18 protein-coding genes are annotated in these 19878 nt (G+C 45.6%); 11 read left to right on the top strand and 7 right to left on the bottom strand.

Features of this window, described 5'->3' with window-relative positions; all coding sequences use genetic code 11:
* Positions 1 to 281: 281 nt before the first annotated feature.
* Entirely contained in the window at positions 282 to 542 is a 261-nt protein-coding gene (rpsT, locus tag R7F07_RS12350; RefSeq protein WP_005381938.1) for a 30S ribosomal protein S20, read from the bottom strand.
* Between the two features lie 305 nt (positions 543 to 847).
* Between rpsT and murJ the strand changes: the two genes are divergently transcribed.
* The 6 genes from murJ to ispH all read left to right on the top strand — a co-directional run bounded on the left by murJ (position 848) and on the right by ispH (position 8454).
* Entirely contained in the window at positions 848 to 2410 is a 1563-nt protein-coding gene (gene murJ / locus R7F07_RS12345) for a murein biosynthesis integral membrane protein MurJ (protein ID WP_005381936.1), read from the top strand.
* A 69-nt stretch (positions 2411 to 2479) separates the two neighbouring features.
* The gene (gene ribF, locus R7F07_RS12340; RefSeq protein WP_005381933.1) at positions 2480 to 3415 is read left to right on the top strand and encodes a bifunctional riboflavin kinase/FAD synthetase; all 936 of its coding nucleotides are present in this window, start codon (positions 2480 to 2482) and stop codon (positions 3413 to 3415) included.
* A gap of 64 nt (positions 3416 to 3479) precedes the next feature.
* Positions 3480 to 6308 carry an isoleucine--tRNA ligase gene (gene ileS, locus R7F07_RS12335; RefSeq protein WP_151514421.1) on the top strand — a complete coding sequence of 943 codons (2829 nt, stop codon included), beginning with the start codon at positions 3480 to 3482 and terminating at the stop codon, positions 6306 to 6308.
* Positions 6309 to 6381: 73 nt separating this feature from the next.
* Positions 6382 to 6888: a signal peptidase II gene (gene lspA, locus R7F07_RS12330; protein ID WP_005385948.1), complete on the top strand. Its 507-nt coding sequence runs from the start codon at positions 6382 to 6384 to the stop codon at positions 6886 to 6888.
* A gap of 144 nt (positions 6889 to 7032) precedes the next feature.
* Complete coding sequence (gene fkpB, locus R7F07_RS12325) at positions 7033 to 7464, top strand: FKBP-type peptidyl-prolyl cis-trans isomerase (RefSeq protein ID WP_005381922.1); 432 nt, start codon at positions 7033 to 7035, stop codon at positions 7462 to 7464.
* Positions 7465 to 7488: 24 nt separating this feature from the next.
* Positions 7489 to 8454, top strand: a complete 966-nt coding sequence (gene ispH / locus R7F07_RS12320) for a 4-hydroxy-3-methylbut-2-enyl diphosphate reductase (RefSeq protein ID WP_017636164.1) — start codon at positions 7489 to 7491, stop codon at positions 8452 to 8454.
* A 46-nt stretch (positions 8455 to 8500) separates the two neighbouring features.
* Here ispH and R7F07_RS12315 read toward each other — a convergent pair whose 3' ends face one another.
* The 4 genes from R7F07_RS12315 to R7F07_RS12300 form a co-directional block, all read right to left on the bottom strand.
* Positions 8501 to 8971, bottom strand: coding sequence for a low molecular weight phosphatase family protein (locus R7F07_RS12315; RefSeq protein ID WP_318110515.1), 471 nt, complete (start codon positions 8969 to 8971; stop codon positions 8501 to 8503).
* Between the two features lie 74 nt (positions 8972 to 9045).
* Positions 9046 to 9774, bottom strand: coding sequence for a two-component system response regulator BtsR (btsR, locus tag R7F07_RS12310; protein ID WP_064353638.1), 729 nt, complete (start codon positions 9772 to 9774; stop codon positions 9046 to 9048).
* A gap of 31 nt (positions 9775 to 9805) precedes the next feature.
* A complete protein-coding gene (locus R7F07_RS12305) occupies positions 9806 to 11476 on the bottom strand; it encodes a sensor histidine kinase (RefSeq protein ID WP_005381915.1) in 1671 nt (556 codons plus the stop codon).
* Positions 11477 to 11669: 193 nt separating this feature from the next.
* Positions 11670 to 13154 carry a carbon starvation protein A gene (locus R7F07_RS12300; protein WP_005381914.1) on the bottom strand — a complete coding sequence of 495 codons (1485 nt, stop codon included), beginning with the start codon at positions 13152 to 13154 and terminating at the stop codon, positions 11670 to 11672.
* A 280-nt stretch (positions 13155 to 13434) separates the two neighbouring features.
* Between R7F07_RS12300 and R7F07_RS12295 the strand changes: the two genes are divergently transcribed.
* Complete coding sequence (locus tag R7F07_RS12295) at positions 13435 to 13776, top strand: DUF2799 domain-containing protein (RefSeq protein WP_064368998.1); 342 nt, start codon at positions 13435 to 13437, stop codon at positions 13774 to 13776.
* 115 nt (positions 13777 to 13891) lie between these two features.
* Positions 13892 to 14164, top strand: coding sequence for a hypothetical protein (locus R7F07_RS12290; protein ID WP_171342767.1), 273 nt, complete (start codon positions 13892 to 13894; stop codon positions 14162 to 14164).
* A 51-nt stretch (positions 14165 to 14215) separates the two neighbouring features.
* Here R7F07_RS12290 and murQ read toward each other — a convergent pair whose 3' ends face one another.
* Together murQ and R7F07_RS12280 are read right to left on the bottom strand one after the other, a co-directional pair.
* On the bottom strand, positions 14216 to 15145 hold the full coding sequence (murQ, locus tag R7F07_RS12285) for an N-acetylmuramic acid 6-phosphate etherase (protein WP_017636161.1): 930 nt from the start codon (positions 15143 to 15145) through the stop codon (positions 14216 to 14218).
* Positions 15146 to 15181: 36 nt separating this feature from the next.
* Positions 15182 to 16294, bottom strand: a complete 1113-nt coding sequence (locus tag R7F07_RS12280; protein WP_154204830.1) for an anhydro-N-acetylmuramic acid kinase — start codon at positions 16292 to 16294, stop codon at positions 15182 to 15184.
* Positions 16295 to 16393: 99 nt separating this feature from the next.
* Between R7F07_RS12280 and nagZ the strand changes: the two genes are divergently transcribed.
* The 3 genes from nagZ to tyrA all read left to right on the top strand — a co-directional run bounded on the left by nagZ (position 16394) and on the right by tyrA (position 19810).
* Positions 16394 to 17377 carry a beta-N-acetylhexosaminidase gene (nagZ, locus tag R7F07_RS12275; protein WP_104975871.1) on the top strand — a complete coding sequence of 328 codons (984 nt, stop codon included), beginning with the start codon at positions 16394 to 16396 and terminating at the stop codon, positions 17375 to 17377.
* Between the two features lie 207 nt (positions 17378 to 17584).
* Positions 17585 to 18661 carry a 3-deoxy-7-phosphoheptulonate synthase gene (locus R7F07_RS12270; protein WP_005381904.1) on the top strand — a complete coding sequence of 359 codons (1077 nt, stop codon included), beginning with the start codon at positions 17585 to 17587 and terminating at the stop codon, positions 18659 to 18661.
* A gap of 21 nt (positions 18662 to 18682) precedes the next feature.
* Positions 18683 to 19810 carry a bifunctional chorismate mutase/prephenate dehydrogenase gene (gene tyrA, locus R7F07_RS12265; RefSeq protein ID WP_005381901.1) on the top strand — a complete coding sequence of 376 codons (1128 nt, stop codon included), beginning with the start codon at positions 18683 to 18685 and terminating at the stop codon, positions 19808 to 19810.
* Positions 19811 to 19878: the final 68 nt, after the last annotated feature.

Raw genomic sequence — 19878 nt, 5'->3', positions numbered from 1 at the left:
CATCTTAGAGTGTGAATCTAACTTGTTGGAATATTTGAGAGTGGCGTTAAACTTTTGATGATAGGGTACTACTCATCGACCAATTTGCTTTGTTCTCAAGTGTTTTATTAGTGCTTTCTAGTTTGAGCGTTATATGGGTAATGAATAAGCTGATGTCTTTAAATGGGACATTCAGAAAAAGAAAAGCTGGCATTGCCAGCTTTTTTTATTAAGAAAACTTTGTAGATATAAAAAAACCGACACAAGGTCGGTTTTTTCTTCACTGTAAAATCAGGACTCTATTAAAGAGCTTTGATTTGTGCAGCGAAACGAGACTTATGGCGAGCTGCTTTATTCTTGTGAATAAGGCCTTTAGTTGCCATGCGGTCTAGGATAGGTGTAACTACAGCGAATGCAGCAGTTGCAGCTTCTTTGTCGCCTGCTTCGATAGCAGCAACAGTTTTCTTCATGTAAGTACGCATCATTGAGCGACGGCTAGCATTGTGCTGACGACGTTTCTCAGCTTGGATAGCGCGCTTCTTAGCAGATTTACTATTTGCCAAGGGTCTAACTCCCAAAAACTTAGTTCTGTGACAATTTAAGGGCGAGGAATATCCCTCATTTGCGCTTAAATGTCAAATGATTTGTGCAAAAACCGATCTAAGCCAAAACAAATTTTGGTAAGAGAGGTTATCGCGGTTAAGATGGCGGGGATTCTAACAGCATTTTTATACCAATGCTAATAATTATCCGCGAAAGGCACACTTATTCCTTACAACCCGCGGATAGATTTTTGACGTCTATTTGCAGCACCTGTCAGAGAAACAGTATAGGGTTAGCTGTCTTATGGTGATATTCCGAGGTTACAGTGAGTAAACGACTACTCAAGTCTGGCATGATCGTCAGTGCTATGACATTTATTTCCCGCGTTCTTGGCCTAGTTCGTGATGTTGTAGTGGCAAATTTAATGGGGGCAGGAGCAAGCGCAGACGTCTTTTTCTTCGCCAATAAAATTCCTAATTTTTTACGACGTTTGTTTGCTGAAGGTGCTTTTTCCCAAGCGTTTGTACCTGTTTTAACGGAAAGCCATGCTCAAGGCGACATGGATAAAACTCGGGAGCTCATTGCTCGTGCGGCGGGTACATTAGGGGTGATAGTCTCAATTGTTACCATCTTAGGTGTTCTAGGTTCCGGAGTGGTGACTGCACTGTTTGGTTTTGGTTGGTTCCTAGACTGGATGCATGGTGGTCCCGCGGCTGAGAAGTTCGAACTTGCTAGCGTGATGCTCAAGATTACCTTTCCTTATTTATGGTTCATCACTTTTGTTGCCCTATCGGGAGCCATTCTCAATACACTAGGTAAGTTTGCGGTTTCTTCGTTTACTCCCGTCTTCCTCAACGTAATGATCATTTTGGCAGCATGGTTTATCTCGCCGCAGATGTCACAGCCAGAGATTGGCCTTGCCATCGGTGTTTTCCTTGGTGGTTTGGTTCAGTTCTTATTTCAAATCCCTTTCCTTATTAAAGCGGGGGTTATGGTTAAGCCGAAATGGGGCTGGCGCGATCCGGGCGTGGTGAAGATCCGAACCTTAATGATTCCTGCTTTGTTCGGTGTGTCGGTAAGCCAAATCAACTTGTTGTTTGATACTTTTATTGCCAGCTTTCTGCAAACCGGTTCGATCAGTTGGTTGTACTATTCAGATCGCTTGTTGGAATTCCCGTTAGGTCTGTTTGGTATTGCTATTGCAACGGTGATTTTACCAGCATTATCACGCAAACATGTTGACGCACAAAATGAAGGATTCGCACAAACCATGGACTGGGGGGTGCGCATGGTGATCTTACTTGGCCTTCCTGCAATGCTTGGTTTGATGGTACTGGCAAAACCTATGTTGATGGTGTTATTCATGCGAGGTGAGTTTTCGCCACAAGACGTACATCAAGCATCATTGTCACTCTTTGCTTACGCTTCAGGCTTGTTGAACTTTATGCTGATTAAAGTGCTCGCTCCGGGTTATTACTCGCGTCAAGACACTAAAACGCCAGTGAAATACGGCATCATTGCGATGGTTACCAACATGGTATTTAATGCAATTTTTGCGTACTTCTATGGCTACGTTGGCTTGGCTATCGCGACGGCACTATCGGCATTTGTGAATATGGCACTGCTGTATCGTGGCCTGCACATCGCAGAGGTATACCAAATCACTAAGCGAACCGTCTTCTTTATTATACGTTTAGCTATTGCTGGCGCGGCGATGGTGGCGGCAATCTTATGGCAACTGGAAGATATGTCAGTATGGCTGGGCTGGAGCTTTGCTCACCGAAGCGCGGTGCTAGGGATGTTGATCGGTTTAGGAGCCGTAGTTTACCTAGTGGTTCTATTTTTAACTGGTGCGCGTTTAAAAGACCTAAAAGCTGGGACAGACTGAGGGTGATTAGTATATAATCCGTCAGTTTCACACAGTGTAAAGTAAAACAGAGGCAGAAAGCAGTATCCAATGGAACTGATTAGAGGCATTCACAATATCAACCCGCGACATCATGGTTGTGTGCTGACTATTGGCAATTTCGATGGTGTCCATAAAGGCCATCAACAAGTATTGCAGCAAGTGTCTGAGCAAGCGGACAGGCTATCCTTGCCTTCTGTTGTGATGACCTTTGAACCTCAGCCGATGGAGCTGTTTGCCAAAGACAAGGCACCTGCAAGGTTGACGCGATTACGCGATAAGTTCGTGCAATTGAGTAAGCTCGATATTGACCGCTTACTGTGTGTCAATTTCAATCGCCATTTTGCAAGTTTAACCGCGGAAGAGTTTATCCGTGACTTGTTGGTCGAGCGTTTGGGTGTTAAGTTTCTTGTCGTTGGTGATGATTTCTGCTTTGGCAAAGGCCGTACAGGTAACTTTGCAATGCTGCAGGAAGCAGGGGAAAAATACGGCTTTGATGTCGTAAGTACCCAGAGCTTTTGTTTACAACAATTACGTGTCAGCAGTACGGCTATCCGTCAAGCGCTGGCGCGTGACGATTTGCATTCCGCGCAACAGATGCTGGGAAGAAACTACAGCATCAGCGGTCGTGTTTCTCACGGAAGAAAGCTAGGTCGAACCATTGGGTTCCCTACTGCAAATATTCCTTTGAAACGCTGTGTTTCTCCGGTTTCCGGAGTCTATGTTGTTCAAGCGCTTGGCTTAGGAAATAAGCCAGTTGGTGGTGTTGCTAATATTGGTCAAAGACCAACCGTCAATGGTGTTCGCCAACAGTTAGAAGTGCACTTATTCGACTTTCATGCCAATTTATATGGCAAGCAACTAGAAGTGGAACTTTTGCATAAACTTCGAGATGAGCAAAAGTTTGAGTCGTTTGAAGCACTTAAACAACAAATCGAATTGGATGCTGAAGCAGCAAGGGTGTGGCTGCGTCAGCTTAAGCGTTGAGCGGTTTATTCCACCGTTCAACATAATGTCTAATTTTCGCCCAATATAACGGAATTAAGAATCGATGAGTGAGTATAAAGATACCCTGAACTTACCTGAAACAGGGTTTCCAATGCGCGGCAACCTGGCCAATCGTGAGCCAGAAATGCTTAAGCGTTGGTACAAAGAAGATCTTTACGGTGAAATCCGTAAAGCTAAGAAAGGCAAAAAGTCATTCGTATTGCACGATGGCCCTCCTTACGCAAATGGTGACATTCATATTGGTCACGCACTAAACAAGATTCTTAAAGACATTATTATTAAATCCAAAACACTTTCAGGTTTTGACGCACCTTACATCCCAGGCTGGGACTGCCACGGTCTACCAATCGAATTAATGGTAGAGAAGAAAGTAGGTAAGCCAGGCCAAAAAGTGACAGCAGCGGAATTCCGCGAGAAATGTCGTGAATACGCAGCAGGTCAGGTTGAAGGTCAGAAAGAGAGCTTCAAACGCCTTGGTATCATGGGTGAGTGGGACAAGCCATACCGCACTATGGATTTCGCAACTGAAGCGAACATTATTCGTGCTCTTGGTAAGATCGCAAGCAATGGTCACCTGCTAAAAGGTTTCAAACCTGTTCACTGGTGTACAGACTGTGGTTCTGCTCTTGCTGAAGCGGAAGTAGAGTACAAAGATAAAGTATCGCCATCTATCGACGTTCGTTTTAAAACGGCTGACGAAGCGGCACTATTGTCTAAGTTTGAACTGACAGAAGGTCATGAAGGTCACGGTGACGTATCTATCGTTATCTGGACAACAACACCTTGGACACTGCCAGCAAACCGCGCAGTATGTCTACGTGATGATCTAGAGTACGTGCTTATCCAAACAGAAGGCGACAACGCTGAGCGTATTATCGTTGCTGCTGAGCTGGCGAAAGACGTAATGGACCGTGCGGGTATCGAGCACTTCCACAACCTTGGCTTTGCTAAAGGTGCGGATCTAGAGCTGTCTCAATTCCAACACCCATTCTACGATTTCACTGTACCGGCGATCCTTGGTGATCACGTTACGACTGATTCAGGTACTGGTGTTGTTCACACTGCTCCTGGTCACGGTCAAGAAGACTTCGCGGTTGGTAACAAGTACAACCTAGAAGTAGCAAACCCAGTTGGCTCAAACGGTGTTTACCTACCAGATACAGAGCTATTTGCTGGTCAGCACGTATTTAAAGCGAACGATGCAGTAGTAGAAGTACTAAAAGAAAAAGGTGCACTACTACATCACCACGCTTACGAGCACAGCTACCCACACTGTTGGCGTCATAAGACCCCAATCATCTTCCGTGCTACACCTCAATGGTTCGTTTCTATGGACCAAGCTGGCCTACGTGCTAAAGCATTAGAGTCAATCAAGAATGTAGAGTGGATGCCTGAGTGGGGTCAAAGCCGCATCGAAGGTATGATCGAAGGTCGCCCTGAGTGGTGTATCTCTCGTCAACGTACTTGGGGTGTGCCAATTGCTCTGTTTGTTCATAAAGAAACAGCAGAACTTCATCCAAACACGCTAGAGCTGATCGAGAAAGTCGCGAAGCTGGTTGAAGAGAAAGGCATCCAAGCATGGTGGGATGTAGATGCCGCTGAACTACTAGGTGCTGACGCTGACCAATACGAAAAAGTGCTAGATACGCTAGACGTATGGTTCGATTCAGGTGTCACTCACTTCTCTGTTGTTGATGCTCGTGAAGAGTACAACGGCAACAGTGCAGACCTATACCTAGAAGGTTCTGACCAACACCGCGGTTGGTTCCAATCTTCTTTAATTTCATCTATTGCGATGAAAGACGAAGCACCTTACAAACAAGTACTGACACACGGTTTCGTGGTTGACGGTCAGGGTCGTAAGATGTCTAAATCTATCGGTAACGTGGTTGCGCCAAAAGACGTAACCAACAAGCTAGGTGCTGACATTCTTCGTCTATGGGTTGCTTCTACAGACTACACTGGTGAAGTTGCGGTTTCTGATGAAATCCTAAAACGCAGCGCAGATGCGTACCGTCGTATCCGTAACACAGCGCGTTTCTTCCTAGCTAACTTGAGCGGCTTCAACCCTGAAACAGACATCGTTCCTGTTGAAGAGATGGTTGCGCTAGATCGCTGGGCGGTTGGTCGTGCACTAGCAGCACAAGAAGAGATTGTTAAAGCATACGAAGAGTACAACACACACGGTGTGACTCAGCGTCTAATGCAATTCTGTTCAATCGAAATGGGCTCTTTCTACTTAGACGTAATTAAAGACCGTCAGTACACAGCAAAACGTGGCGGCAACGCTCAACGTAGCTGTCAGACTGCACTTTACTACATCGTAGAAGCGCTAGTTCGTTGGATGGCGCCAATCATGTCGTTCACTGCAGATGAAATCTGGAACGAAATGCCAGGTCAACGCGACAAGTTCGTATTCACTGGTGAGTGGTTCGACGGTCTATTCGGTCTTGCTGAAGGTGAAGAGCTGAACAACGAATTCTGGTCTGAGATCCAAGCGGTTCGTGGTGCGGTAAACAAACTTCTAGAAGATGCGCGTAAAGAGAAAACCATTGGTGGTGCACTACAAGCTGAAGTGACTCTATTTGCTGATGACGCACTAGCGGCGAAGATCAACAAACTTGAAGATGAACTGCGCTTTGTTCTACTAACCTCTGCGGCGAAAGTTAAGCCTCTAGGTGAGAAGACGGATGCAGCACAAGCCACAGATATCGAAGGCTTATTTGTTGAAGTAGCAGCAGCTGAAGGCGAGAAGTGTGATCGTTGTTGGCACCACACGCCAGACGTAGGCACAATTGAAGGTCACGAGAAAATCTGTGGTCGTTGTGTGTCTAACGTAGACGGCGAAGGTGAAGTACGTAAATTCGCGTAATTGCCTAGAACGACTGAACTTTTTTTTAAATTAACAGCCCCAGTATTTACTGGGGCTGTTTGTAGGTAAAGTAATGAGTGAAAAAGCACTGACGTTAAAGCAATCTGGAGTTCGCTGGCTGTGGTTAGCAATTCTGGTATTTATTGCAGATATTGGCATCAAATTGGTGGTGATGGACAACATGGGCTACGGATGGGCAAACCGAATTGAGGTGTTGCCATTCTTCAACCTACTTTACGTTCATAACTACGGTGCCGCTTTCAGCTTCTTGAGCGATCAAGCTGGTTGGCAGCGCTGGTTATTTACAGGTATCGCGTTTGTTGTTACGGGTCTTTTGACCTACTGGATGAGTAAGCTTCCAGCAAAAGAAAAATGGAACAACATTGCTTATGCACTGATTATTGGTGGTGCAGTGGGCAACGTGTTTGACCGCGTCGTTCATGGCTTTGTTGTTGATTACCTAGACTTCTTCTGGGGTAACTACCACTGGCCAGCATTCAACCTTGCTGACATGGCGATCTGTATTGGTGCGGCAATGATTATTCTGGATGGCTTCCGTAAAAAAGACGCTGACAAGTAATCTTTTGCGGTATATCGAATAACCCTAAGCGTCGTCCGTTGATTCGAGCGACGCTTTTTATTATGTTGGAGCGCCAATCAGCATATCAATGTATAAAAAGACCAAGCTGACAGCGTAATAACCCAAGAACAAGGAAGCATTAACGTGACAACAATAACCAATGAATCGGTAGTAACCCTTCACTTTACGATTAAAATGAAAGACGGATCGGTTGCAGATAGTACTCATAACATGGGTAAACCAGCGAAATTTGTGATGGGTGATGGCAGCTTGAGTGAAAACTTTGAGCAGTGCTTGATAGGCCTCGAAACAGGCGCACAAAAAGCGATTGAGCTAAAGGCAGAAGACGCGTTTGGTATGCCAAACCCTGATCATATTCACTATATGGATCGCACTAAATTTGTAGGTGATGCAGAAGTGGAAGTTGGTACAATCATGGCCTTCAGTGGCCCTGATGGCATGGAAATCCCGGGCATCATTACTGAGATTGCAGGCGATTCAGTCACTGTGGACTTCAACCATCCTCTAGCGGGACAAGACGTGACTTTCGAAGTTGAAATTTTGTCAGTAGAATAGCGAACCAAATAAAAGATAACTTCCATGAGCAATGAAATGAAAATCCTGTTAGCTAACCCACGTGGTTTCTGTGCTGGTGTTGACCGCGCGATTAGCATCGTAGAGCGTGCGCTAGAGATGTATCAGCCACCGATTTATGTGCGTCATGAAGTGGTGCATAACCGTTTTGTGGTTGAAGGTCTAAAACAGCGTGGTGCTATCTTCGTTGAAGAACTGCACGAAGTGCCAGACAACAACATTGTGATTTTTTCTGCTCATGGTGTATCGCAGGCAGTTCGTCAGGAAGCCAAGCTGCGTGATTTGACCGTATTTGACGCAACGTGTCCTTTAGTAACCAAAGTGCATATGGAAGTGGCGCGTGCGAGCCGTCGTAATATGGAAGTGGTTCTGATTGGTCACGCAGGTCACCCTGAAGTCGAAGGTACGATGGGGCAATACGCCAGTGAAACCGGTGGTATGTACTTGGTTGAAACTCCAGCCGATGTTGAGAAACTGAAGGCGATTGTGAAAGATCCATCCGATCTTCATTACGTAAGCCAAACGACGCTTTCTGTCGATGAAACTGCCGATGTTATCGAAGAGCTACGCCGCGTGTTCCCAGATATCCAAGGTCCACGTAAAGACGATATCTGTTACGCGACACAAAACCGCCAAGATGCCGTACGTGAATTAGCTGGTGACGTAGATGTGATGGTTGTGGTGGGCTCTAAAAACTCATCAAACTCTACACGTCTTAAAGAGCTAGCTGAAAAGCTAGGGACACCTGGCTACTTAACCGACTGTCCGGAAGATATCAAACCTGAGTGGTTCGAAGGCAAAACAAAGGTCGGCGTGACTGCGGGAGCATCTGCTCCGGAAGAGCTCGTTAATCAGATTCTAGAGCGAATCAAAGAACTCGTTGGTGCCGAAGCGGTTGATGAAGTACTTGGTCGCGAAGAGAATATGTTCTTTGAAGTACCTAAAGAACTGCAAATCAAGCAAGTGGATTAATCTCCATTTATCGAATATTCAAAAGGCGACCTGTGGGTCGCCTTTTTTACATCTCTCTTAACTCATTTAGGTAATCACGAATTTGGTCTTTTCCTAAACCATCGATAATCATATCAGACATCTTCGTGATTCTTCGCTCAAGCGATTGAGCAACCTTTTCGCAATGTGCGTACATGTCTTCATCAGAACCATCGGTCGGAAAAGCATCAACTTGCCAGTTTACTCGAACACCACCTGCAAGCCACTGAGGAGCGGTTTCTTTATGTAAAGAATCACAGAGAATAATAACGATGTCGGGAAGAAACTGAGTTCGCTCCTCCCATGAATGCGTGTGGATATGCGGAATGGGGAGTTGGTGGTCATCTAAATATTTTTGTACCACTGGGTGCACCTTGCCTGTGGGATGTGAGCCTCCACTGGTGACACTAAAATCTGCTGGCAGGATATTGGTTGCGATTGACTCCGCGAGGACGCTTCGTCCAGCGTTGTGCTTACATATGAATAAAACTTTATACATCATCGCCTCGTCTTTTCAGAGCGTCCTATTTATACGCTAGCGGAAACTCAGCGATGATGTGTGAAGTTTTTGTGTTAGTGGCTAATGCCGAGCATCTCTTTGAGCACCTTTAAGTAGCGGCGGCTTACTGGTATCTCAAAGCCTGTTTTGGTAATGATTTCCGCTAACCCATTTTCCAGTAACTTGATTTCGCTAATCGCTTTAATACTGACTAAGTATTGACGATGGCAGCGGACTAGAGGGGTTTTCTCTTCCAACGTTTTTAATGTCAGTTGGGTGCTCGCGGTTTGGCTGGTGGAGCGTACATGCACGCCGCTGATATCACTGTAAGCACATTCCACCGTGTCGGTGGCCATGATAACGATGCGGTTGTGTCCGATGCACGGTATCTGAGCCAACGTGTCAGGTGTAATAGCAGACAGTTGTTGCGTTAGGGCGGATTGGCTAATGACTTTGTTTAGTCGTTTGACCGTTTTAGTTAACCGGCATGGGTCGACAGGTTTGAGCAAGTAATCAAAGGCATTGTCTTCAAATGCTTGAATCGCATACTGATCATAAGCCGTGACAAAAACCACATAAGGCATGGTTTCTGGATCAAGCATCCCAAGTAGTTCAATCCCCGTGACTTGAGGCATTTGGATATCGAGAAACACTACATCAGGCTTAAGTTCATTGATTTTTTTTAGGCCAAGGATTGCGTTTGAGGCATCGCCCACGACCTCAACTTGGCCTGTTTCATCCAGTAACTCTGCTAGCTCTTCACGAGCAAACTGTTCATCATCAATGACGAGTGCGGTTAACATCCAACATTACCTTTATTGCTTCAGCGTGCTTTTATGATTTTGGGGGAATGATAAAGCTCATTTTAGTAAATTGATGTGGCTCGCACGTAATTTTTAGCGCTGCATCACGTCCAAATTGATTAGTGAGACGTTTGTCGACAATTTCTAAACCTAGCCCTGAGTGGTTTTCTTTTGGCGGTTCAAAACTGCCTGCGTTGTCTTCGACGGTAATCAAGTGACCTTGTGGGTGTGCTTCGCTGTATATATGAACTTTACCACCTTCAAGCATGTTTGAAATGCCATGCTTAATGGCATTCTCAACCAAAGGCTGGAGTGTAAAGCTTGGTAATTTGATGTCCAGCAATTCAGGTTGAATATCGATTTCAACCTCTAAGCGGTCCGTAAAACGCGCTTTTTCGATGCTCAAGTACGAGTTCACATGTGCAAGCTCTTCCTTTAGCGTCACGGTATTAATGTTCTGCTTTAAATTGCTGCGGAAGAAGTGCGATAAATTTTGGATTAGCTCGCGCGCTTTGTCAGGGTCACGACGAGTAATCGCACTAATAGTATTGAGTGCATTAAACAAAAAGTGTGGATTCACCTGAGCGTGAAGCAATTTTATTTCTGCTTGGGCGAGTAAGGCTTGTTGTTGTTGGTAATCGCCATAAAGGATTTGGCTAGATAGAAGCTGGGCTATTCCTTCCGCCATCGACATGTTGGCCGTCGAGAACAATTTACGCTTCGGTTCATACAGCTTTATGGTACCAATGACCTCTTTCCCTGCACGCAGTGGGATGATCAGCGCAGATCCGAGCTTGCAATCTTTTGCAATGGAGCATTGGTATGGACGCTCCGCACCATCAAGATAAATGATGTCGTTTTTCTCCATGGAGTCTAATGTGCTTTGCGATGAAATCGGCGTGTTCGGTTTATGGTGATCATCGCCAATGCCCACAAACGCCAAGATCTTTTCTTGGTCAGTAATCGCGACAGCGCCCACTTTGGTTTCTTCGTAAATAATACGTGCGATTTTCTCTGCGTTTTCGGTGTTGAAGCCGTTGCTTAGAATTCCCACTGAGCGATCAGCAATGGTGAGCGCTCGACGCGAAAACGTCGCAGAAAACTTTTCAAAGATTGCTTTTCTGTCTTGCAGGATACTCATGAACAACGCTGCACCAAATGAGTTCGCGATGATCATAGGCGCTGCAATAGCGGACACCAGTTCATAGGCTTGATCAAAAGGTTTCGCGACGGCGAGCAGCAAAATCATTTGCACCACTTCTGCAACAAACGTGACGCTGAATACGACGCTTGGATTAAACAGCAATGCGCCTTTATTTCGCTTGATAAGGTAAACGTGGAGCAAGCCACCAATTACGCCCTCGGCGGTGGTTGAAATTGCGCAGGCTAGGTCAGTAAAGCCACCAAGAGAGTATCGATGGATGCCACCAGTAAATCCGACGGCGAAACCTACAACAGGTCCACCAAACAGCCCGCCCATAACTGCGCCGATCGCACGAGTATTGGCAATAGCATCGTTGATGTGCAGACCGAAATAGGTGCCGAGAATACAAAAGCCAGAGAAGAGTACGTAACAAATTAGGCGGTGGCTTAAGCGCGAAGAAATACTCAGCAAAGGTAAGATGATTGGCGTTTTACTTAGCATGTAAGCCAAAACTAAGTACACACACATCTGTTGTAAAAGGGAGATGACCAGTTCCATAGTGAACCTAACCTAGAATCAATGTTGTTATTGTATACCTAAGTAACCTCAAGATGCTTGGCTCAGATAGATAAGAACAGCTAAGTAAATGATGCTGCGCTGTGCTTTCTGAACCTTAAAGTGACTTGGGTATAAAACAAAAAGAGCCTGCAATTGGCAGGCTCCTATCTTAGTCACTCAGATGTGACGAGTATTACGCTGTTTCTGATACGGCTTGTGGTTTCTCTTCGTCAGCCAGTTCAGTTTCACCTTTACCCTTAGAGGTTTTGATAACGTAACCTGTCACAGCTAGGGCAAACACAATACCTACGATAGTTGATAGTTGCATTGGCAGACCAAAACCTAGCGAGCTGTTGTTTAAGATGAACGTGACACATACCGTGGTCATGAAGATAGCTGGGATAGTGGTAATCCAGTGCAGCTTGTTGTGACGCAGTAGGTAAGCGGACGCAGTCCAAAGCATCATTACCGCTGTTGTTTGGTTTGCAAAACCGAAGTAGCGCCAGATAATGCCGAAGTCTACTTGAGTTAAGATACCGCCGATAACGAACAGTGGAAGTGCCATCAGTAGACGGTTACGTAGCGTTTTTTGTTCCATGTTGAAGTATTCAGCAAGGATCAAGCGGCTTGAACGGAACGCTGTATCGCCAGACGTAATTGGTAGGATAACCACACCCAGGAACGCAAGGATACCACCGAACACACCTAGCAGACCAAATGATGCGCTGTATACCACGTTACCAGGGCCACCGTTTTTCACAGCTTCTGATAGAGCGTCTAGAGAGCCGAAGAAAGACAGAGCGATAGCACACCAAATTAGCGCGATAACACCTTCACCAATCATTGCACCGTAGAATACGAAGCGACCGTTTTTCTCATTTTCCATACAACGCGCCATCAGTGGAGACTGAGTTGCGTGGAAGCCAGAGATAGCGCCACATGCGATAGTGATGAACAATGCAGGCCATAACGGCATGTCATTTGGGTTGAGGTTAGAGAACATGTCCGAAACTTGGAAGTCACCCATTACTGTGTGTTCGCTAGAGAAAGCAACGGCTGTCATTAGGCCAACAGACATAAAGATAAGTAGGGCGCCAAACAGTGGGTAGAAACGACCAATGATTTTATCGACAGGAACAATCGTCGCAATGATGTAGTAAGCAAAGATAGCAATAACCATTGTAGTCATGCTTACGCTCAAGCTTGTTTGATCATTGATGAGGTTAGTAATCATGCCAGCAGGGGCTGAAACGAACACTACGCCAACTAGAAGCAATAGGACAATGGCAAAAATATTCATAAAGTGTTTTGCGCCATTACCTAGGTAGCGACCTGTAATGGTAGGTACAGATGCACCGCCGTTACGCACTGAAAGCATGCCTGAGAAGTAATCGTGTACTGCACCAGCAAAAATACAACCGACTACAATCCAAAGCATCGCCGCAGGACCGTATAGTGCCCCCATGATCGGGCCAAAAATTGGACCCACACCTGCGATGTTAAGTAGTTGAACTAGGTAAACTTTCTTTGTTGACATTGGAACGAAGTCAACACCGTCCGATTTGGTGTGAGCTGGCGTTTGGCGTTTTTCATTGATGCCGAAAATCTTCTCGACGAAAGCGCCGTAGATGAAATATCCGCCGATTAGGGCTGCGACACAGGTTAGAAACCACATCATAGCAATTGTCCTTGGTCTTAGTTGGGTAGGGTAATTTTTTAATCTCAGGATGCATGTTATGCGTCACTTGTGTTAAATGCATTCGGTTAGTAGATGAGTGGTCGAATAGAGCACTGAGTGGTCGATATGCTGCTTGAGCGGTTTTTAAAAATGGCGAAAGGTTGATGACAGTCTTGAGCGGCTGATTTGAGTCATCAGTGGTTAAATCTGCAAGCTCAGCGGCAAGCGCCAATAATTAGTGGTAAGCTTATTTTTGAAAACAATTACTTAAGGAAGAACCATGAAAAAGGTAACGGTAGGTCTGGCACTGGCTTTACTTGCAGGATGCACAGCAACGACAGCAGATCTTGCCAAGTCGGGAGATTGGCATCAGATCGGATATCAAGATGGTATAACCGGACACACATCGCGCACGATGAGCGAGCTTCGTGAGTTGGGTAGTGTTAAGCAAAATGACTACGACCAAGGTTATTTAGAAGGTTTACGTGAGTACTGTAATCCTGCTTTTGCGTATCAAATGGGGTTATCTGGTCAGTATTACGAAGGGGTTTGTGAAGGTACTGAGCAAGCGCAAAAATTCCGCATGGAATGGCAACGTGGTTGGAATGAATACTCAAATTAATAGTCAATAAAGCCGTTGTTACACTGTCTGCATCACATAAATGTGGCAAAATCTTCCTTGTTAAACTATGTTCATATTGCTTGATAGTGAGCACAGCAAAAAAAGGAATCACATTATGTCAACGCAAATGGCTGGTGGCTGGAGTCCATTTCATGAACTCACAGCAGAGAATAAAGAAGTATTTGCTAAAGGTATCGAGGGGTTTGTCGGTGTCAAATACTCCCCTTTGGTTGTGGCTACTCAAGTCGTAGCCGGACAAAACTATGCGTTTTTCTGTAATGCAGAAGTTGTCTACCCTGGAGCACAACCATACCCAGCAATAGTTCATATGTTCAGTGACCTTGAAGGTAAAGTCGGTATTACTCACATTGAACGATTGAACTACTAAATTAAGCCATAAAAGGCGCCTGACTTTTAAATAAGTGAGGCGCTTTATTGATTAAGATTGATTAGTTTGCGCGATCACGACTTTTCTTAAATATCCTTGCTTGGCGTTCAGTTGCTCAGTCGCGCTTTCTCTATCCAGCCCGGTTAAAATCATCAAAATCGCTAACTTGGCGTCGTAGTCCGTTTCTTTGAGCGCCGTTTTAGCCTCTTGGTTAGTACAATCTGTTGCTTGCATAACAATACGAGCCGCTCTTGCAACTAGCTTTGCATTCGTCGCTTTCACATCTACCATTAAGTTCTGATAACTTTTGCCTAGGCGAATCATGCTTGCGGTAGTGAGCATGTTCAGTACGAGTTTTTGTGCCGTCCCTGATTTTAAGCGAGTGGATCCCGTTAACGCTTCAGGTCCAACAACGGGGCTAATCGCAATATCAGCAATATCTGCAATCGGAGAGTCAGGGTTACAAGATAGTGCTACAGTGGTGGCACCAAGCTCGTTCGCATACTCTAAGCCACCAATCACGTAAGGTGTTCGTCCACTTGCCGCAATACCAACGACGACATCGCGTTGTGTTAGCGTATTCTCTTTAAGATCTTGCTCACCCAATGCTGGATCGTCCTCCGCCCCTTCTTTTGCACGGAACATTGCCTCTTTTCCACCGGCAATAATACCAACGACCATCTCTGGATCTGTGCCAAAAGTTGGTGGGCATTCTGAAGCGTCCAAAACGCCAAGTCGACCACTGGTACCCGCACCGATGTAAAACAACCGACCTCCGACCTTAAATGCTTCCGTGATCTTATCAACGGCTTCAGCGATCTCAGGCAATACTTTTTCAACGGCAAGAGGAACGAGTTTGTCCTGTTGGTTGATGCGTTGAACAATATCGAGAGAAGGCAGCAAGTCGATGTCCATGGTGTCTGGATTTCGCCCTTCAGATACCAGATGGGATAAAGCTGCGATAAGTGCATCGTTCGTCATAATGAATTAAGCCTTTTTGTTTAGGATCTATTGCCCTTAATTTTTTGAATAGAGTACACCCAGTGAAGCGAGACGACTTGCCCCCGTAACTTCCGGTAAGTTGCTAGGGAGGCCGTGAATATGGCGCTGCGCAAGCCAAGCAAACGCCATTGCTTCCATGTAATCGCCATCAACACCTTTTTCTGCCGTTGTCGCAACGCTCCATTGTGGCAATAACTTGGCCAGTCGTTGCATCAAAAGCGGGTTTCTTGCTCCACCGCCACAGACCAATAGTTGAGGTGTGATGCCATGAGAAAACTTGTCGACTTCGTTGGCAATGGTAATTGCAGAATACTCGCAAAGTGTACGTTGTACGTCTTCGATTGGTAAATTGTGATGGGCCAGTTGTTGATGCAGCCAGTCAATATTGAACAGTTCTCGCCCGGTACTTTTAGGGGCAGGCATGGCGAGGTAAGCTTCTTTGAGTAATTGAGTCAACAAAGTAGCGTTTACCGTTCCTTTAAGTGCAAATTGTGCATCTTCGTCGAAGCTTTGCCCAGTATGCAGCGCACACCATGCGTCCATCAACATATTGCCCGGGCCTGTGTCATAGCCAATGACTGGTTGTTCTGGATGCAGTACCGAGATATTGGCAATGCCTCCAATGTTAAGCACCACAGTTGTGGAATCCTGCATCGCAAAAATGCTTTTATGGAAAGCAGGGACGAGTGGGGCACCTTGTCCACCTAGCGCCATGTCTTTACGACGAAAATCCGCTACCGTATCAATGCCTGTCTTGACCGCGATAATGTTGGCATCGCCCAATTGAGTGGTAAACGGCAAGTTTCCGGTAGGCTGATGGAACACTGTTTGACCGTGATTACCAATCGCACGAATTTGCTCTGCGACGTAACCAGACTTATTGAGCAGCTGTAACACGGCATCTGCAAATAGGTGGCCGAGCTGGTGGTCAAGTTCACCTATGGTTTTTAAATTTGTTGCTTGACCGGTACAAACAGATAACAGCATGTCTTTTAGCGCTGCGGGCATTGGGTAGTCGTCGTGCGCAATCAGGCGAACATGCTCATCGCTTATTTCAACTAGAGCGGTATCAACGCCATCCATACTCGTTCCAGACATCACACCAATGTACAGTTCGTTAAATTTCATAGCCGATCTCGTCAATTCTTCATTCACTTATTGTAAAGCAAATCTGAAGCGAATAACCTCATCGAATACGAGATATTCAGCCGATTTTGAGGAGAAAACATGGGACCGTTATGGGTTGACGTTGCGGGGTATGAACTGACCGCTGAAGACAAAGAAATCTTGGAGCATCCTACGGTTGGTGGCTTAATTCTATTTGCTCGCAACTATCATGATAGCGAACAGCTTCAAGCACTTACTCAATCCATCCGAAAGGCGGCTAAGCGCCCGTTTTTGATCGGTGTGGATCAAGAAGGCGGCCGAGTGCAGCGCTTTCGTGAAGGTTTCTCATTAATTCCTGCTGCTGATGAGTACGCTAAACATCAAAATGGTGAAGAGCTTGCTCGTATGGGCGGTTGGTTAATGGCAGCAGAGCTGATTGCCCATGATATTGATTTAAGCTTTGCCCCGGTACTTGACCAAGGCCATCAATGTAAAGCGATCGGTAACCGCGCATTCGGTGAAGATGCCGATACCATTCTTCGCTATAGCACTGCATATATGCAGGGAATGAAGAGTGTTGGCATGGCAACGACAGGCAAGCACTTCCCTGGACATGGTGGCGTGATTGCAGACTCACATCTAGAAACACCATACGATGAGCGCAGTGATATTTTTGAACAAGATATGGCGATCTTCAAAGCGCAAATTGATGCCGGTATTTTAGATGCCATGATGCCTGCTCACGTGATTTTCCCACATTATGATGCTCAACCAGCCAGCGGTTCTGAATACTGGTTAAAACAGGTCCTGCGTCAGCAATTGGGTTTTAAAGGTTTGGTTTTTTCGGATGACTTGACCATGGAAGGCGCTGCGATTATGGGCAGCTCAGCCGAGCGAGGTGCTCAAGCATTGAGAGCTGGTTGCGATATGTTGTTAATGTGTAATAAACGAGAAGCGCACGTTGAGGTATTAGACAACTTACCGGTTTCAACCGTGCCACTCGCGGATGGATTACTGAAAAAACAGTCATTTTCTCCAAGCGAACTTAAGCTATCTCAAGAGTGGAAAGCGGCGAGTGAAGCGATGAAACGCTTGACTAGCTAAACCTCTTGTAAAAGATTCAAAACAGCGATGAGAAGCCAAAGTTAATTATACTTTGGCTTTTTATTTGACTGTAAGCTTAAGTTTACACTAAATGTTTTTTATTCTGTACGCTTGTTTTTCTTTTTTAGCCTGTTATCTTGTCGTTAAAGCTTAGTTGTCTCACCAAAGGTTTGGTTGGGTGTAAAAATAAATATACAGGTTAGAGTTATGCAGAAAAGTGAGTTGAGCAATATTAATATTATCGAAGAACAGGTTCTTATTACTCCGGAGGAACTAAAAACCAAGCTTCCTTTGAGTGAAAAAGCACGTCGCTTTATTCAAGAGTCTCGTCAAACTATCGCTAATATTATTCACAAGAAGGATCACCGCCTGCTTGTTGTATGCGGTCCATGTTCTATCCACGACGTAGAAGCGGCGAAGGATTACGCAAAGCGACTTAAAGCACTCTCTGAACAACTAAGTGACCAACTGTATATTGTTATGCGTGTTTACTTTGAGAAGCCGCGCACCACGGTCGGCTGGAAAGGCCTGATCAATGACCCACACCTAGACGGCAGTTTCGATATTGAACACGGTCTGCATGTTGGACGCGAACTTCTGGTGGAGTTGGCAGAGATGGAAATCCCGCTCGCGACTGAGGCTCTAGACCCAATTAGCCCACAATACTTGGCGGATACTTTTAGCTGGGCAGCCATCGGTGCTCGTACGACGGAGTCACAAACTCACCGTGAAATGGCAAGCGGCCTGTCTATGCCAATCGGTTTTAAGAATGGCACCGATGGCAGTTTGGCAACCGCAATTAACGCGATGCAAGCTGCGTCCTCTAGCCACCGTTTTATGGGAATTAACCGTGAGGGACAAGTCGCACTGTTGACCACCCAGGGCAATGCTAATGGACATGTGATCTTACGTGGCGGCAAGCAAACTAACTACGATTCGGTATCAGTCACTGAGTGTGAGCAAGAGATGGCGAAATCTGGTCTTGATGCTTCATTAATGGTGGATTGCAGTCACGCCAACTCACGTAAAGATTACCGTCGCCAGCCATTAGTCGCGGAGGATGTGATTCATCAAATCCGTGAAGGCAATAAATCTATTATCGGTCTTATGATTGAAAGCCATATCAATGAAGGAAATCAATCTTCTGACTTAGCTCTTGAAGAGATGAAATACGGTGTATCTATCACTGACGCATGTATCAATTGGGATTCAACTGAGGCACTATTACGTCATGCACATGAAGAGCTAGTGCCTTTCTTAGAAAATCGTCTAAAGGCTAATTAATACAGGATTTAAGGAACATCAATGGCAGTTGAACTTAACGCATTACGCGATCAGATTGATGCAGTCGACAAGCAAATGTTGGAGCTATTGGCTCAGCGTTTAGCGCTCGTAGAGAAAGTTGGGGAAGTAAAAAGCGAACATGGTTTGCCAATTTATGCTCCAGACCGCGAAGCGGCGATGTTAGCTTCTCGTCGCGCTGAAGCTGAAAAAATGGGAATTCCTCCACAGCTTATTGAAGATATTCTGCGTCGAACAATGCGTGAGTCTTATGCCAGCGAGAAAGATTCCGGTTTTAAGTGTTTGAACCCTGATTTACGCTCAGTTGTTATTATTGGTGGTAATGGTCAATTGGGTGGCCTGTTTGGGCGTATGTTCAAATTGTCGGGCTACCAGGTCAAAGTTCTCGGCAGTAAAGACTGGGATCATGCGGATGAGATTCTAGACAACGCGGGTTTAGTCGTGGTCACGGTGCCGATTCATCTAACGGAAGGGGTGATCGAAAAACTGGGGAACTTGCCGCAAGACTGCATTCTGTGTGACCTGACTTCTATCAAGTCGAAGCCTCTGCAAGCAATGTTGAATGTGCACCAAGGTCCTGTAGTTGGTTTACACCCAATGTTTGGCCCAGATGTTCCGAGCCTTGCCAAGCAGGTTATTGTGTACTGTGATGGTCGTGGTCACGAGCATTACCAATGGCTATTGCAACAGTTTGGAATTTGGGGCGCAAGCTTGTGCCAAATCGATGCACAAGAGCACGATCATGGCATGACGTTGATTCAGGCGTTGCGCCACTTCACTTCGTTTGCTTACGGTATGCACCTTAGCAAAGAGAACCCGAACATCGATCAGTTGTTGAAGTTAAGCTCGCCAATCTACCGCCTTGAATTGGCGATGGTGGGACGACTGTTTGGTCAGGATCCGAACTTGTACGGTGATATCATTTTCTCTTCTCAAGAGAATATCGATATGATCAAGCGATTCCATCAGCGTTTAGGTGATGCGGTAGCGATTCTGGATAGCAGAGACAAAGCGCGATTCATCGAAAGCTTTAAGCAGGTGAGTGATTGGTTTGGTACTTATTCTCAACAATTTATGAATGAGAGCCAAAACTTACTCAAACAGGCGAATGATAATATTCATCGCGGCTAATCACGGGTCATTTAGCCGTGCAGAGTCCGAAACAAAAAGAGCAGCGTAAGCTGCTCTTTTTCGTGTTG

Origin of the sequence: Vibrio sp. YT-16 (assembly GCF_033337405.1) — a bacterium.
In the GTDB taxonomy this organism is placed as follows: Bacteria; Pseudomonadota; Gammaproteobacteria; order Enterobacterales; family Vibrionaceae; genus Vibrio; species Vibrio alginolyticus.
Note: the sequence above shows the minus strand (reverse complement) of the source record. Positions and strands in the feature narration are given on the sequence as shown.